This window comes from Bradyrhizobium sp. USDA 10063 (assembly GCF_054063735.1).
Genome location: NZ_JBSSGP010000001.1, coordinates 1 through 15,943 on the forward strand (window position 1 = coordinate 1; position 15,943 = coordinate 15,943).

Here is a 15,943-nt window from a genome sequence, read left to right on the forward strand (position 1 = left end):
ACCTCGCCGGCGATGGCGACGGCGGCCTCGCGACAGCCCGCCGCGTCCGGCCATTTGCTGAAACCGTTCACCAGGTTCGCCAGCGCCTGCGGGTCAAAACGGGTGAGCTGGGAAGGCACCTCACCGGCGATGGCGACGGTGGCCTCGCGACAGCCCGCCGCGTCCGGCCATTTGCTGAAACCGTTCACCAGGTTCGCCAGCGCCTGCGGGTCAAAACGGGTGAGCTGGGAAGGCACCACCTCACCGGCGATGGCGACGGCGGCCTCGCGACAGCCCGCCGCGTCCGGCCATTTGCTGAAACCGTTCACCAGGTTCGCCAGCTGCTGGGGCTTAAAACGGGTGAGCTGGGAAGGCACCTCACCGGCGATGGCGACGGCGGCCTCGCGACAGCCCGCCGCGTCCGGCCATTTGCTGAAACCGTTCACCAGGTTCGACAGCTCCTGGGGCTTAAAACGGGTGAGCTGGGAAGGCACCTCACCGGCGATGGCGACGGCGGCCTCGCGACAGCCCGCCGCGTCCGGCCATTTGCTGAAACCGTTCACCAGGTTCGACAGTTCCTGGGGCTTAAAACGGGTGAGCTGGGAAGGCACCTCACCGGCGATGGCGACGGCGGCCTCGCGACAGCCCGCCGCGTCCGGCCATTTGCTGAAACCGTTCACCAGGTTCGACAGTTCCTGGGGCTTAAAATTGGAGAGCTGGGAAGGCACCTCACCGGCGATGGCGACGGCGGCCTCGCAACAGCCCGCCGCGTCCGGCCATTTGCTGAAACCGTTCACCAGGTTCGACAGTTCCTGGGGCTTAAAATTGGAGAGCTGGGAAGGCACCTCACCGGCGATGGCGACGGCGGCCTCGCGACAGCCCGCCGCGTCCGGCCATTTGCTGAAACCGTTCACCAGGTTCGCCAGCCCCTGCGGAGTATCAGAGAGCCTGCCGGGCCAGCGAGCAACCTCACCGGCGATCGCGACGGCGGCCTTGCGACAGTCCGCCGCGTCCGGCCACTTGCTGAAGCCGTTCACCAGTAAGGACAGGCCTTGATTAGTCTGCCTCCAAAGTTCGCGGCTTTCATTGCAACAAACTTCCGCGATTCTGATCGCCCCGCTGCGGCATTCCGGCACCCGGGAGTGCCGACCGAATGATACGGCGAAGAGCGCAAGGGCTCGGTCCTCGACTTCGTTCATAAGCGCGTCGTCGAGCCTCGATACTCGAGCTGCTAAGGCCTTGCAAGCTTCCATGCCCTCCCGACCACCAGCCTCCCCGCTCACCGCGTTGCATGTCTTGGCGTAGCTCCATGATTCACCAGCGCGGATATTTTCCTCCAAGCGCGCGACAAATCTGTATCGGAAATCAGCGGCGGCCTTTTGCAGGAACGTTGCCTTGTCTGGCATCCGCAACTGCCTGGCATAGTTCACCACTGCACCTGAGAATGCATAGACGTTGCGAGCCCGATCAATGTCCTTTAGCGCCGTATTAAGTGAGCTCGAAGAGCTATAGGGGCGCTCTAAGCTTGCACCATGGACGCTCTGCGCGGCGACATCGTCGACAGGCCGCCTTCCTGATCCAGCCGCTCGGTCGGACGCGGAATATCTATGTGGCGGGAGCGCCTCTGTTCGCGAGCTTCCGGCTGCTCGATCGCTCCGCCAGTGCTCGCCGCCAGAACGCGACAAGCTTTCTGCCCGACTTGGTGCGCCACGATAAGATCTATACGGGATCTCGGAGCTTCCACCATGCCCGCGCTGCGCAGCCTTATCGTCGATAGGGACGCGAGCAGAACAAGTCTCTAAATCTTGCGGCTCAGAGCCCATCCGCCCAAGGACGGAACTGTTCGTTTGACCGCCCTCACCAGAAACGCCATCTGTGTGAGACTTGGCCGCGCCTTCAGCGCTGTCGTCCGCAGATTGCCAAATGCGATTCCCAAGTCCGCTGATGCGAGTCATAACGCGCCTCCAATACAAGCGAGAATGCGCTGGTTGTGATCTTCGCACAATGGCGGCCTTGAGCGTGCCACTACACCCATCGTCAATTCGCCAGATGCTTGAGCACAAACGATAACAAATCCTTTTCGATCACACTCCCAATGCTCGAAGAGCGATCGGCCATCCGTTGTATTCGAATCTGCTGTGCTCCTCTCCTACGACCAGGACAAATAGATGTTCATTATGAAGCGATATTCCACGCCTATTGCTCTGAGCCCCTCGTTTCATCCAGGGATCCAGGGATGGGACAGGGATGGGAACAGTGGGTACCGTCAAGTTAACGAATTGGAGCGGCCAAGGGGATAGACGAGCGGCATGCCGACCGCCCGGGACCCTCTTTATCGCCGCCATGGCGGGCTGTTCCAGCATGGCGTAGATTGACCCGCATGGCTACGATGCAGGAAAGAAGATCAAGGGCAAGAAGCGCCACATCCTAGTCGATACCCAAGGCTTGCTGCTCCACGCCCTCGTGCACTCGGCCGACATCCAGGATCGTGACGGCGGGGTGCTGGTGATGGCCACACTGTTTGGCCTGCATCCATTCCTGCTGAAGCTCTATGCCGACGGCGGCTATCAAGGACCGATCTTTCAGTCCGCCGTTCGCAAAATTCTCCGGCAAATCGACGTGGAGATCGTCAAGCGCTCCGATATCGCAAAGGGCTTTGCGGTCTTGCCCAAGCGATGGATCGTCGAACGTACCATCGCTTGGTTCAACCGCTGCCGCCGCTTGGCCAAGGATTGGGAGTGCCTCAACCGAAACGCCTTGGCGTTCTTGCGCCTCGCTTCAATCCGCATCATGCTGAGAAAGCTTTGTCAAAAAAGATCATGATCCCGGACAGACTCTGAGATGCGCGCGGACGCGCTTTCGCGTCCAAGGGCTTGAAGCGTACGTAGCGTTAGGTTGTACCACCTGAAAGCAGGCAAACGACGTTCTCCAGTTCTCCAAACGACGTTCTCCAAAAGATTCATGATCGGAAGTAAGCGTGCAATGTCTCAACTTATCTAAGCGCGCTTTGCAAGAGCCTGGTTACTTGCGGCGACGTTGGGAGCGCTAGGCTCTCGTGATCCCGTCGGCGAAGGGAGGTTCTTGCCTTATCCTCAAGTGAAATCGCTTCTTGTTCTTGGACCTGGAGCCATTGGTTGCTCGCCTGAAGACTTAAAGAGGCGACAGAGTTTGGCAAGTTTTCCATGTTGGTAAAGGCGTATCGAATGCGACTGCCGATTGATCTTGGAACATTGAGATGCGTCACCGAAGGGCGTTTGTTCTTGTTTGAGCGCGAGCATCTGATGAAATCCTGCGATGCCAGTAGAGGTGCGTTCGAGGACGTCTGTGATCAAAGATCTAGCCGGCGCATTCGCGCCTGCATTGGAGGTACGGTGTGACCGGCATCGGCGGACTTGGGAAGCACATCTTGCAATCTGCAGACGACGGCGCTGAAGGTGCGGCTAGACCTCACACAGCAGGCGTTGCTGGTGAATGCGGCCAAACGTTCAGTTCTATTCTTGCGCGGATGGGCTCTGCGCCTCAAGATTTAGAGACTTCCTCTGCTCGCGCCCCAGTCGACGATATGGCTAAGCAGCGCGCGCACGGTGCGAGCTCCGAGATCCCGTACAGATCCTATCGCGACGCGCTAAGTCGCGAAGAAAGCTCGTCGCGTTCTGACGCCGAATTTGGCGATCGAGCAGCCGGAAGCTCGCGAAGAGAGATGCTCGGTCCGCATGAACAATTTGTGTCGGACCCGGGGCCTGGATCGGGAAGGCCGCGCATCGACGATCTCGCCGCGCAGAGCGGCCACGTCAGTTCTCAACAACCGTACAGACCTTTTCGTCGCGCGCCATATCGCGAAGAGAGTTTGTGGCGTACTGGCGACGAATTTCGGCGAGGCGATGAAGGGCCCAGAAGCCCGCAAACAGGTCCGTTCCGACCCAATAGGCAATCCGTATCACAACCGAGTGGAAGACCAGAAGGGCCGCGCGTCAACGAGGTTGGCGCATACAGTCTGCAGGGTGCAAGGTCGGGGCGACATACAGGTGTGGACTTTGACCAAGCAAGACTTCATGACGCGCTCGACACCATTGATCGCGCTTGTCGCGCTCGCGATATTTGCGAATTCTCAATGGCTGTCGTCGCTCATGCAAAACAGCTAAAGCTGCGGGGGCTGACAAACTTTCTGCAGAGGGCCGCGGTTCATTTTGAAAGTGAATTTGTCCCACATTGGGAGGATGCCGTTCGTAGCAGGAAATCCTGGGGCTACGCCACGACATGCAACGCGGTGAGTAGGGAAGCCGGAGGTCAGGCAGGCATACAAGCTTGCAAGGCTATCGCAGCTCAAGTGGCATCGTCGAATGATGCGCTCATGAGCAAAGTCGAACCCAGGGCGTTTGCGCTCTTTGCTGCGTCATTCGGCCGGCACAGAGGATCGACGGCATGCCAGAATGGAACGATCAGAATCGCCAAATTTTGTCGCGACGAGAGCCGGGTACTCAAGCAGCTAAACAGTCACAATCTGGCATTGTTGGTGAACGGCTTCAGCAAGTGGCCTGAGCAGGAGAACGCTCGCAAAGCCACAGCCGCGATCGCCGGTGAGATCTGTAACGCCCGGCATCTGTCCGAATTTGATGCGCAGGCGCTGGCGAGCCTGGTGAACGGTTTCAGCAAATGGCCGGACGCGGCGGGCTGTCGCGAGGCCGCCGTCGCGATCGCCGGTAAGGTGCCTTCCCAGCTCTCCAATTTTGAGCCCCAGCAGCTGGCGGGCCTGGTGAACGGTTTCAGCAAATGGCCGGACGCGGCGGGCTGTCGCGAGGCGGCCGTCGCCATCGCCGGTGAGGTGCCTTCCCAGCTCTCCAATTTTGAGCCCCAGGCGCTGGCGGGCCTGGTGAACGGTTTCAGCAAATGGCCGGACGCGGCGGGCTGTCGCGAGGCCGCCGTCGCCATCGCCGGTGAGGTGCCTTCCCAGCTCTCCAATTTTGAGCCCCAGGCGCTGGCGAACCTGGTGAACGGTTTCAGCAAATGGCCGGGCGCGGCGGGCTGTCGCGAGGCCGCCGTCGCCATCGCCGGTGAGGTGCCTTCCCAGCTCTCCAATTTTAAGCCCCAGGGGCTGGCGAACCTGGTGAACGGTTTCAGCAAATGGCCGGAAGATGCGGCATGCCACCAGGCGGTAATGGGGCATCGTCAACTTAATCGACGGCCGAGCCGAAGGAGGCCATTCTCAAAGGTTCGAGATTCGGCGATAGCGCTTGTCGTGGAGATCTCGCGCCAAGTCGCGAAGGCTCGCTCGCGCGAAGCACGACGGAAGTCGGCGGTGACGGCTCCGGGATAGGGGATGTGGAAAAGGTTCGCGACCTGATCATGAACTGCCAAAAACCGTTGAGCCTGACGGGACGATTTGAAACGCTTCATGATCCGCTCGCGTCGCCGCGTCGGCTGATGAGAATTCTCGGCCCGATTGTTGAGAGCTTTGTGCTGGCGATGTTCGACGTGCAAGCCCATCTTCGCCCTCGCAGCGCCGTACGAACGGAGCTTGTCCGTGATCATCACGCGCGGCGGCGTGCCGGCGGATTTCAAGAGCCTCTTCATGAGCCGCTGCGCAGCGCGCGAGTCTCTTCGGCGCTGGATCAAGACGTCGAGAACGAAGCCATTCTGGTCGACAGCGCGCCAGAGCCAATGCTGTTCGCCCGCGATCGAGATAACGACCTCGTCCAGATGCCATTTGTCGCCGCGAGCGGGAGCGCGCTGGCGGATCCGATCGGAGAACGCCTTGCCGAATTTCCGTCCCCACTGGCGCACGGTTTCATAGGTCACGCCAATGCCACGCGCCGCCAGCATTTCCTCGACCATGCGCAAGCTTAAGGGAAACCGGAAATACAACCAAACGGCATAGCTGATCACTTCCGGTGGGAAGCGATGGCGGCGATAAAGAGGGTCACGGGCGGTCGGCATGCCGCTCGTCTACCCCCTCGGCCGCTCCAATTCGTTAACTTGACGGTACCTCGCAACGTTCTGACGAGCGTGAACATCGAGATCGTCAAGCGCTCCGATCAGCCCCAGCGCTTCGTCGTCCTGCCCAAACGCTGGATCGTTGAACGAACCTTCGCCTGGCTCGGCCGCTGCCGAAGGCTCGCCAAGGATTGGGAATGTCTCAATCGCAAGGCGCTCGCCTTCCTCAAGCTCGCCTCCATTCGCCTCATGCTCCGAAAGCTATGCAATCCAAGTTGATTTTCCCGGACAGACTCTAACTGCGTAAATAGGAGGATTATGGCCCCAGCGCCATCATGCTCTCGTTCCAGCTAAACCTCGCGCGCGTCGCTGGCTCGTTCTGTACCGACAACAACCGAGACAGCAACAGATCGAAGGAGGCTTGTATCGGCCCTCGCGTCAGGTTGTACATTGCGGCGGAAGACAACGTCCGCGAAAGCCCATCGGCAAATGAAGCACCCGTTTCTCACTTTGGGATTCTTAAGTGTGTTTCTCGAAAGCGGTTTTGGCTCGGTGATTGATGCGCTCCATCGATCTCTCGTTCGTAAGGGCACGCAATTGAAGAGTCTGCGTGCTCGCCGTTTGCGGATCCGATCCATTCAATCAGCTCTGTCAAATAAGACCAGGACAAGCGGCCGAGCCGGCGCGTGCTATCGCGCTCGTGAGGGCAGCCTGCACAGTTTCCGCTACATTGGAGATGGATTATGAGGCCCATTGACGAGCGCGGCAAATCGCCCATTTCAGAATTTGGCGCCAACGAAGGTCGTGAAGTGGACCCCGGATTTTGGACCAGCGGCTTAGGTGGTGCGGATGCCGTTCCGTTTTGATAAACGGAGCGGACCATGAAGAAGACGAGACGGAAAATCGACGCGGCGCTGAAGGCAAAGATCGCCTTGGAGGCGCTGCGAGAACAATCAACGGTGACGGATCTGGCGCAGCGCTACCAGGTGCATGTGAACCAGATTTACGCCTGGAAGAAGCAGCTTCAGGATCAAGCGGTTCGGGCGTTCGACGCGGGCGCTGGTCGGGATGGCGAGGCGGCCCACGAACTGGAGGTCGAGAAGCTCCACGCCAAGATCGGACAATTGACGGTCGAGCGAGATTTCTTAGCCAGGAGGTCCGGAAGATGAGCGCGCCGGATCGCCGAGGATTGCTTCAGCGCGATCATGAGAGTCTGTCGATCCGCCGGCAATGCCAACTGCTGAGCGTTGCGCGATCGAGCGTATATCGGCCGCCGCGGCCGGCCAATGACAACGACCTTGAGCTGATGCGGCGGATCGACCAGCTGTTCACGGCCTGGCCGTTCCTGGGCTCGCGGCGGCTGACGGCAATGCTCAATGGCGAAGGCTGTCGCATCAATCGCAAGCGTGTGCAGCGGTTGATGCGCAAGATGGGCATCGCAGCGCTGGGACCAAAGCCCAGAACCACAAAGCCGGCGCCGGGACACAAGATCTTCCCGTATCTCCTGCGCCATCTGGCGATCGACCGGCCGAATCAAGTGTGGGCGGCCGATATCACCTATGTGCCGATCGGCCAGGGCTTTCTGTATCTGGTGGCGATCATCGATTGGGCGAGCCGTGCGGTGCTGGCCTGGCGCCTGTCGAACACGATGGACACATCGTTCTGCGTGTCTGCGCTCGAAGAGGCCTTGGCACGCTTCGGCCGGCCTGAGATCTTCAATACCGACCAGGGCAGCCAGTTCACCAGCGCCACCTTCACCGGCACGCTGGCCGCCACCGGCGTCAGGATCTCGATGGACGGTCGCGGGCGCTGGATGGACAACGTGTTCATCGAGCGGCTGTGGCGCTCGCTCAAATACGAGGACATCTATCTCAAGGGTTATTCGGATGGCCACGAGGCCAAAGCCGGAATCGCCCGATGGATCGAGTTTTACAATTTCCAGCGCCCTCATCAGGCGCTGGAAAACCGCGCGCCGATGGCGGTCTGGCGGGCCGGTGTCACCGGCGCATTCGGCGAAGAGGCTGTGGATATGACGCTTCTCGCAAGCGAGAAGCTTGGACAACGCTGCGCGTTGCCCACATCCCCACAGCCACAACAGCAGCAAGCAAGAGTAGCGTAAAGTTATTGGCAAGAACGAACGGCAGCAGTTCCACTTAAGAAACCGGACCCAGTGGTCCTCAGCATAGGGTCCACTTCAGTCGAGGCGCTGAGGGGTCTAGTACTGGGCGGGCTTCTGGTCCGGGTGAAGAGGGCCGATCGTTCAATTCTGTTGTGGAGCGGATACGTTCTGAGCCTCAGGATTCAGATGCTGCATATTCTCGCGTCCCGCCGCGCGGAAGTGCAGGCCGGTTTGCCGGTCCTCTCGCCGGCCCACATCGACGCCTCGCGGCTGCGCTGCAAGGCGCAATCGGTGAGAACCGTCGTCGTTTCCGCTCCTTGCCGGAATCCGGCGTGTCGCGATCTGAGGGGGAAGCGCGGCGCGACGATCCAGAGGCTGAAAGCTCACGAGGACGCTCGCTCCTGTCGCACCCAGCGAGCGGACCAGAAGGTGGGCACGTCCATGATGTGCCCACCCAGGCGGTCCAAGGCCGAGGCCTGCAGCGACCTTATAGACGAGACAGTGGGGGACCAAGTCGAGACGCAGGCCCCTTGCGTGGCGAGGAGTTCTGGCGCGCTGATCGAGCGGCCGAACGCTCGCAAACAGGCGGGCTGGCCCCGTATAGCCAATCCGGCTCTGGCTTGAGTGGCGGACCAGGAAGGGCGCACATCGACCATGCAACCATGCAGAACGTCCAAGGTGCAATGCCGGAAAGGCATCCTAGACGATCGGATGAACTAAACGCTGCGCTAAGAGAAATCGCTAGCGCTCGCGACATCGGAATATTCTCACGTGCGGTGGTGCGTTACAGCAATCAGCTGCGGAGGCAGGATCTTTCAGAGTTTCTGCAAACCGCGGCTGCCCGTTTCGACGCTCGATTTGTTGTGCAGTTGGAAGAGAATATCCGCTCGTCATGGGGGTACGCCACGACATGCAACGCGGTGAGCCGGGAAGCCGGAGGCGAGGCCGGCATACAAGCTAGCCGCGCCTTGGCGGTTCGGGTGTCGCGTCTTGACAAGACGCTTATGAAGCAAATGAATCCCAGCGCCCTTTCTCTCTTCGCATCATCGTTCGGTCGGCATCCCTCGGCGGCGGAATGCTGCGCGGCAATCGTCAGCATCGCCGAATTTTGTTGCGATGAAAGCTTTGCGTTTCAGGAACTGCAAAATCAAAATTTGGCGTTGCTGGTCAACGGCTTCAGTAAATGTCCAGACGAGGAGAGTTGTGGCCTAGCCACAGAAGCGATCGCCAAGGAGATCGTCGCACGCGCCGACCAACTTCCTGATTTTACTTCACAGGGACTGGCGAACCTTGTGAACGGTTTCAGCAGATGGCCGGACCAGCAGAAGACGCGTGAAGCGACGGTTGCCATTGCCGGCGCGGTGGTTGCCCGCGCCGGCAATCTCGACGGATTCTCGGATCAAGAATTGGCCAATCTGGTGAACGGTTTCGGCAAGTGGCCGGAAGAAGAAAAAGCACGCAAGGCGATCGTTGCCATCGCCGGCGAGCTCGGTTCCAAGGGCCGTCGCTTCAGCACTTTCAGCACGCCCGCGCTAGTCAGGGTCGCCAACGGTCTGTCGCGGAGTATCGAGGAGGGAGAGACCGCCGGGGAGGTCGCCGAACCGGCCTTGCTGAAGGACCGGCTGCATCGGCTGGCGCACCACCTCCAATATGCCGAGGATCGGCTGCAGCAGGCCGATGTCCATGCCATCGCGAGTATATTCAAGGCGTTGGGCAAGGCGCAGTTGTTGGACGATCTCGGTGCGCTGGCACAGCCGGGGCTGGACAGGCTCGAGGTGTTACGTGCCGCTCCCGAGTTTAAGCGCGACAACAACCTCGAGACTATGGGCAATCTTTGCGCCTCCCTGCTGCCACTGGCTCGCAGCCCGAAGCCAGTGTTGCGCTGGCACCGCAGGTCGGCGCTGAACCTGCTCAACGCCATCCAGCCGGTGGTGGAACACAAGATCGATGCCTATCTCAAGCCAGGCCAGGCCGAGCGCACCAGCGGCGCCAATGCAAGCCGCTTCCCGGCGCTTTCGATCTATCAGGTGCTCAAGAGCCGGGCGGTGCTGGAGACGCTCTACCGGCGACCCTATGTCGACGGCGACGAGCTCGCCTTGCAGGCCAGGCAGCAAGAGCTGCACGGCAAGACCAGGCAGATCCTGGACAGTGTCCGCGCCCTCATCTACGCCGACCTTTCCTACAAGAGCTGGAACGTGATCGCCGAGATCGAGGCGAAGGAGCCGCTCGAAGCGCTCGACGCCTTCATGGCGCAGAACGCATCGATGATCCAGGCCCAGCATGCAGCCGCCAGCTTCGATGTCCATCGGGTCCTTCAGGCCATGGACCACGAGCCGAGACCGGCGCAAGGCGATGCCGGACTGATGCGGCTGCCGGTGGTTGACATGCAAGGCCGGCCGCTGGGCGGCGAAGCCGAGTTGCGCTATTCCATTTTCCACCGCTTGACCTCGGGCGCGGTGAAGGTGGTGGTGGTTCAGCTAAAGGGAGCTCCGACTGGCGCCATGCTGACACGTACGCTCACCGTGGAGGGCGTGCCCTACCGCATGGACCTGTTCGGCGGCAGCAAACTGAGGCCGCCGGAAAAGAGCCTGAACCAGCTTGCCTCTCAGCTGCCCTTCGCGGCCGAAGAGGTCCCAAGCGGCAAGCTTTTGGCGATCCCCTATGCCGAGACGGCTCCGGGGACGGCCTTTGAGCAGCTGTCGCGGGCCTGGGCGCCGTTCAAGGAAGCCTATTACTATACCCAGCGCCGCGGATTTGCGTCGCCGCCGAGCATTCCCGACATTGGTCCGCATGATTATGCGCTGGAAGGATGCTTCAAGCTGTCCCTTCTGCCCGACCGTCCCGCAGGCACAGTGCATCCCTTCCGGTTCGAGGGGCGAGACGGCGGGATCGCCTTGCGGCCGCATGACGGCTGCGGCTTCATCAGGGCCTCATTGGCCGAGCGCATGCCGGCCATTGCCCGGGCTCGCCATGACGCTCCCAAGCGGATGCAGGCCTTTGCCGATAAAAGGCAATCGGCGCTACCGTCCTCGGCGCTGCAGCATTATCCGCGCAGCGTCGAGGTGGAACAGGAGACCCGCGAGAAGGCTCTGGCTTGGCTCGAAACCCATCAAAGCCTCACCGCCGAGGAGCTATTCCGGACGGTCACGGGCGGGCATATCGGGGGTTCGGGCGCTATCGCCGTGCCGTCCAGCGACCAATACCTGCATGTGCCGACGGGCAAGAGCAAGACCTTGACCCGTGACGCTGGCGTGCTTGTCGGACGCTCCCCCTTTGACAAGCCCAACCTGCGCCCGATCGCCGCCGACCGGGTCAGGTCGGCGCGCGATGGCGATCGGACCGCGGCGTTCCTGGATCAGTGCGTGGCCTTCCAATACAGCTTCAACGTCGCACACAGGTCGGGGGCTGGGCTTGCCGCCGACGATCCGACCTTCTTTGCCAAAGGCATCTTGATCGTTGTGCCCGACGAAATGTGGCCGGCGGACTTCGCCGAACGCGGGGTGGTGATGTCTGCCGAGGACGTAAAGTGCCATTCGCGCTGGCTGAAGGAAAAGGACCGGGTCAAGGCCGACACCGCGCTCGAGTGCGTCGGCATCCTGCAGGCGACGGAGGTGTTCGCGCCCGGCTCTTTGGTTGCGGTTCCGAGCGCCGAACAAAAAAAGCTCGACGGCGATTTTGACGGCGACGCCGTCATCATCATCGGCGACCGACCTCGCCTTTACGAGCATGTGAGCCAGTTCGACGCGCAGCTGCAGGCGCGCGGCATCGCCTCGATGAAGCCGCCGAAGTCGCACACGCCGGCCATTGAGAAAGGCGGCTACCAATTCAGCCGGTCCAAGCAAATCCTGTCGGCCTCCGGGCTGGTGCTGGAGACCTACAGCTGCCTGCAGCGCAACATGCTAGCGCAGCCGCTGGAGGCGCAACGCTGGTTTGCCGAGCGTGCCATCTTCGGCACCTACGAGGGCATTCATCCTGAGCTCAAGGCCGACATCCTCGCACTGTTGCAGGAAGATCGCCCGGATGGCGAGACCCTCCATGAGCTCATCGCCAGGGCGAGGGAAGACAGTAAGGCCGCCAGGCATCCGGTGGCCTGCGAACTGGCCGCCTTGCTAGTGGCCGAGCTCCAGGACTGGAACCTGCAGCTCAATAGCGAGCCGGCTCATGAGCAGTCGGACGTCAAGCAGCAGTTAGCGCGATCCGTGGCCTCAACCGGCGTGAAGCCTGCCGTCAGCGCCGACGCTGGCGCGCTCTTCCCGAAACTCAGCGAATCCTATCCGGCAGCCGCTGACGCCAGGAAGCGTATCGACTTCCTGCTCAACCAATACCAGCCCCGCATCGATCCGCGGCCCGACGGCTACAACCCGGACGATCTGCGTGAAAGCGCCATCAATCTGTTGAGCGTCGGCATCAAGGTCGGCACGGACGCCTACAAGTCCGATACCGGTACGCGGGTGTTCACGCAGAAAGCCAACCAATTGCAGCGGCTCTTGGAGCGGAGGCCGGGCTTCAAGCCGGCGCCCTATGTCAAGGGGCAGGCGGCAAAGCTCCACCAGGGCCGGTTCGACGTCGATGGCAGCCTGGCGGATCTGAAGGACAACCCCACGCTGGCAGCCTCGGTCATGGAGGCCTCGATCAGACTCGCCGTCGAAAAGCGCATCCTGCCCAACGCCTTAGCAATCTCGGCCGACGACGACCCCGCCAGCAGGATAACGCTGAGCAGCGAACAGGCCCTGGAGCGCGCCACGCAAGAAAGCGCGATTACAGAAACTGTGCATGCGGTTGCCGAGCTTTTGCAGCAGGACGGCATCCAGGTGAAAGTGCCGCATCTTGACCAACGGTCGCTCGGGCAGGTAGCCGACGAGTTGACCGGCCAGAGCGTGAGTGCGGCGCAGGCGGCCCAACGGGTCACCAATGCCGTGCGCCATGTCTTCGAGATCCCGGACGAGGCTTTTACGCGCACCTTCAGGAAGGCGGTACTGGCCTTCGAGGAGAGGGACTGCAGCGAGGTCGAGACCACCAACTGGTTCATCAGGATGGACACGCCGAGGTTACGCGGCGTTCACACGACGTTCAGAACCGCGCAGAACTATCGCTTCGAGGTCGAGTTCCATACGCCGGCCAGTTACCGGGCCGCGCAGAGCGAAGGCGAGCAGGTCCCCATTCCCCGTGGCGCCTGGGAGATATTGCACTGGGGCTCGTCAGGAGAAAGCAGGTCGAGAGCGGCAGGGACCTCCAGGTCGACCACCGTCGCAAGACAACAGATTGCCGTCGCTCGCTCGCCACAAGCCGGCGAGATCCTCGCGGCCCTCGGTACGCGGCCGGTCGTGCTCGTCGGCATGCCGGCGAGCGGCAAGTCGCGCATCGGCGCCCAGCTTGCCAAGGAGTTGGGGGTGGAGTTTGTCGACATCGATCAGCGTATCGTCGCCGAGCACGGCAATCTGATGGAGATGTTCGCCGACCCTGGCCGGGGCGAGGCGCACTTCAGGGACCTGGAATCCAAAGAGCTCGCCAAGCAGCTGGAGAGAGGGCCCATCGTCATCGCAACCGGCGGCGGCTGCTTTAGCAAGGAGTCCAATCAAGCCCTGATCCTTAATAAGGCGAGGTCGATCTGGCTCGACACCGACCTGAAAGAGCTCCGCCGGCGCCTGAAGGGGGACACCAGCCGGCCGCTGCTGCAAGGTGTCGACATCGAGCAGAAGGTTGACCAGCTGTACGAAGAGCGCAGTCCGTTCTACCAAAAGGCCGATATCAGGTTGCCCATCGTCCCGCCCTTTCAAAAAGAAAAGAAGGACGCCCGCATTTGCGAGAAGGAACTCTACACTTTGCTGTGCAGCGACAGAGAAGCCGCTCTGCCCGCTGCCGAGATAACACATGTCTCAGGTGCTTCCGGCGCCGTCGTGGAAACCATCCAGGCGCCGGCGGCACCATTGAGTGAAGGGGAACGGCCGCTGCCCCTCGACGCCCTCACCGCCGACCAGCAGCCTTTGCTGGCCGGCAGTAACGCACGAGCGGATTTAGCGTCTTCCACGAGAAGCAGAGAAAGCTCAAGTCGAGGACGATAAGCTTTAGGCGGCAACAATCAAGGGTTCTTTCGCAGGCTTGGTGCAGGGTGCGGGTTCGCGCCGAATGCTAATGAAAGTGGGAATCGCATGCGTAAAGTCGTGAGAAGCCTGATGGCCGAGTTGATCCGGCCTGGATGACACAGGAGGATTCGCCGCACAAAAACGAACTGCCGGTGCCGGGTCGCGAGCCGTTACATGTGGTTCAACATCTTCTTCGGTCAAAGGAGCAGCCATGGCTACCGTGAAAGTCGATATCAATAACTTCCAGTCGGAAGTTCTGGAATCCGCAGCACCCGTCGTCGTCGATTTCTGGGCCGAATGGTGCGATGCCTGCAAGATGATTGCTCCGAGCCTCGAGGAAATCTCCGTCGAGATGGAAGGCAAGATCAAGGTCGCCAAGCTCAACATCGATGAAAACCCGGAACTCGCCGCCCAATTGGGCGTGCGCTCCATTTCGACGCTCGCGATCTTCAAGGGCGGCGAAGTGGCCGATTTCTCGGTCGGCGCCAAACTGAAGACAGCTCTTTTGAACTGGATTTCGAACGCTGCCTGATCGATATCGCTCAATCTGTACCGCAATGAAAAAACCGTAGATTCGCCCCGTAAAGCGGTAGGGTCCGCTGCCCATCGCGATATCTGGAGCGATGCGTGAGTTCGCGACAGGTCATGCGATCCTTGCCGTCTGGTTTTCTCTTCATCGTTCCGGTCCGCCGGATCTCCCCTCGGGTTTGTCGCGCGGCATCGTCAACTTAATCGACCGCCGAGCCGAAGGAGGCGATTCTCAAAGGTTCGAGAGTCGACGATAGCGCTTTGTCATGGAGATCTCGTGCCAAGTCGCAAAGGCTCGCTCGCACGAAGCGCGACGGAAGTCGGCAGTGACGGCTCCGGGATAGGGGATGTGGAAAAGGTTTGCGACCTGATCGTGAACTGACAGAAACCGTTGAGCCTGATGGGACGATTTGAAACGCTTCATGATCCGCTCGCGTCGCCGTGTCGGCCGATGAGAATTCTCGGCCCGATTGTTGAGAGCTTTGTGCTGGCGATGTTCGACGTGCAAGCCCATCTTCGCCCTCGCAGCGCCGTACGAACCGAGCTTGTCCGTGATCATCACGCGCGGCGGCGTGCCGGCGGATTTCAAGAGCCTCTTCATGAGCCGCTGCGCAGCGCGCGAGTCTCTTCGGCGCTGGATCAAGACGTCGAGAACGAAGCCATTCTGGTCGACAGCGCGCCAGAGCCAATGCTGTTCGCCCGCGATCGAGATAACGACCTCGTCCAGATGCCATTTGTCGCCGCGAGCGGGAGCGCGCTGGCGGATCCGATCGGAGAACGCCTTGCCGAATTTCCTTCCCCACTGGCGCACGGTTTCATAGGTCACGCCGATGCCACGCGCCGCCAGCATTTCCTCGACCATGCGCAAGCTTAAGGGAAACCGGAAATGCAACCAAACGGCATAGCTGATCACTTCCGGTGGGAAGCGATGGCGGCGATAAAGAGGGTCCCGGGCGGTCGGCATGCCGCTCGTCTATCCCCTTGGCCGCTCCAATTCGTTAACTTGACGGTACCCACTGTTCCCATCCCTGTCCCATCCCTGGATCCCTGGATGAAACGAGGGGCTCAGAGCAATAGGCGTGGAATATCGCTTCATAATGAACATCTATTTGTCCTGGTCGTAGGAGAGGAGAGGAGCACAGCAGATTCGAATACAACGGATGGCCGATCGCTCTTCGAGCATTGGGAGTGTGATCGAAAGGGATTTGTTATCGTTTGTGCTCAAGCATCTGGCGAATTGACGATGGGTGTAGTGGCACGCTCAAGGCCGCCATTGTGCGAAGATCACAACCAGCGCATTCTC

General features: G+C 60.7%; 3 protein-coding genes and 6 pseudogenes. 6 read left to right on the forward strand and 3 right to left on the reverse strand.

The window, feature by feature from the left end:
* Positions 1 to 1,016 (reverse strand): annotated as a pseudogene (locus ACVJGD_RS00005) (hypothetical protein); the annotation flags it as partial.
* Between the two features lie 1,333 nt (positions 1,017 to 2,349).
* Between ACVJGD_RS00005 and ACVJGD_RS00010 the strand changes: the two are divergent.
* Positions 2,350 to 2,802: pseudogene (locus tag ACVJGD_RS00010) on the forward strand (IS5 family transposase); the annotation flags it as partial.
* A gap of 842 nt (positions 2,803 to 3,644) precedes the next feature.
* Positions 3,645 to 4,121, forward strand: coding sequence for a hypothetical protein (locus tag ACVJGD_RS00015; protein WP_456632509.1), 477 nt, complete (start codon positions 3,645 to 3,647; stop codon positions 4,119 to 4,121).
* Positions 4,122 to 5,150: 1,029 nt separating this feature from the next.
* Here the strand turns inward: ACVJGD_RS00015 and ACVJGD_RS00020 are convergent.
* A pseudogene (locus tag ACVJGD_RS00020) lies at positions 5,151 to 5,913 on the reverse strand (IS6 family transposase).
* 72 nt (positions 5,914 to 5,985) lie between these two features.
* Here ACVJGD_RS00020 and ACVJGD_RS00025 point away from each other — a divergent pair.
* The 4 genes and pseudogenes from ACVJGD_RS00025 to trxA form a co-directional block, all read left to right on the forward strand.
* Positions 5,986 to 6,189: pseudogene (locus tag ACVJGD_RS00025) on the forward strand (transposase); the annotation flags it as partial.
* Between the two features lie 602 nt (positions 6,190 to 6,791).
* Positions 6,792 to 7,885, forward strand: a pseudogene (locus ACVJGD_RS00030) (IS3 family transposase); the annotation flags it as partial.
* A 920-nt stretch (positions 7,886 to 8,805) separates the two neighbouring features.
* Entirely contained in the window at positions 8,806 to 14,091 is a 5,286-nt protein-coding gene (locus ACVJGD_RS00035) for a shikimate kinase (RefSeq protein ID WP_456632510.1), read from the forward strand.
* A 232-nt stretch (positions 14,092 to 14,323) separates the two neighbouring features.
* Positions 14,324 to 14,644: a thioredoxin gene (trxA, locus tag ACVJGD_RS00040; protein WP_456632511.1), complete on the forward strand. Its 321-nt coding sequence runs from the start codon at positions 14,324 to 14,326 to the stop codon at positions 14,642 to 14,644.
* A 196-nt stretch (positions 14,645 to 14,840) separates the two neighbouring features.
* Here the strand turns inward: trxA and ACVJGD_RS00045 are convergent.
* A pseudogene (locus ACVJGD_RS00045) lies at positions 14,841 to 15,604 on the reverse strand (IS6 family transposase).
* Positions 15,605 to 15,943 lie beyond the last annotated feature (339 nt).

What these genes read in the sequence shown, in the direction of transcription:
- trxA (WP_456632511.1), top strand. Translation starts at nt 14,324, where the DNA reads ATGGCTACCGTGAAAGTCGATATCAATAACTTCCAGTCGGAAGTTCTG.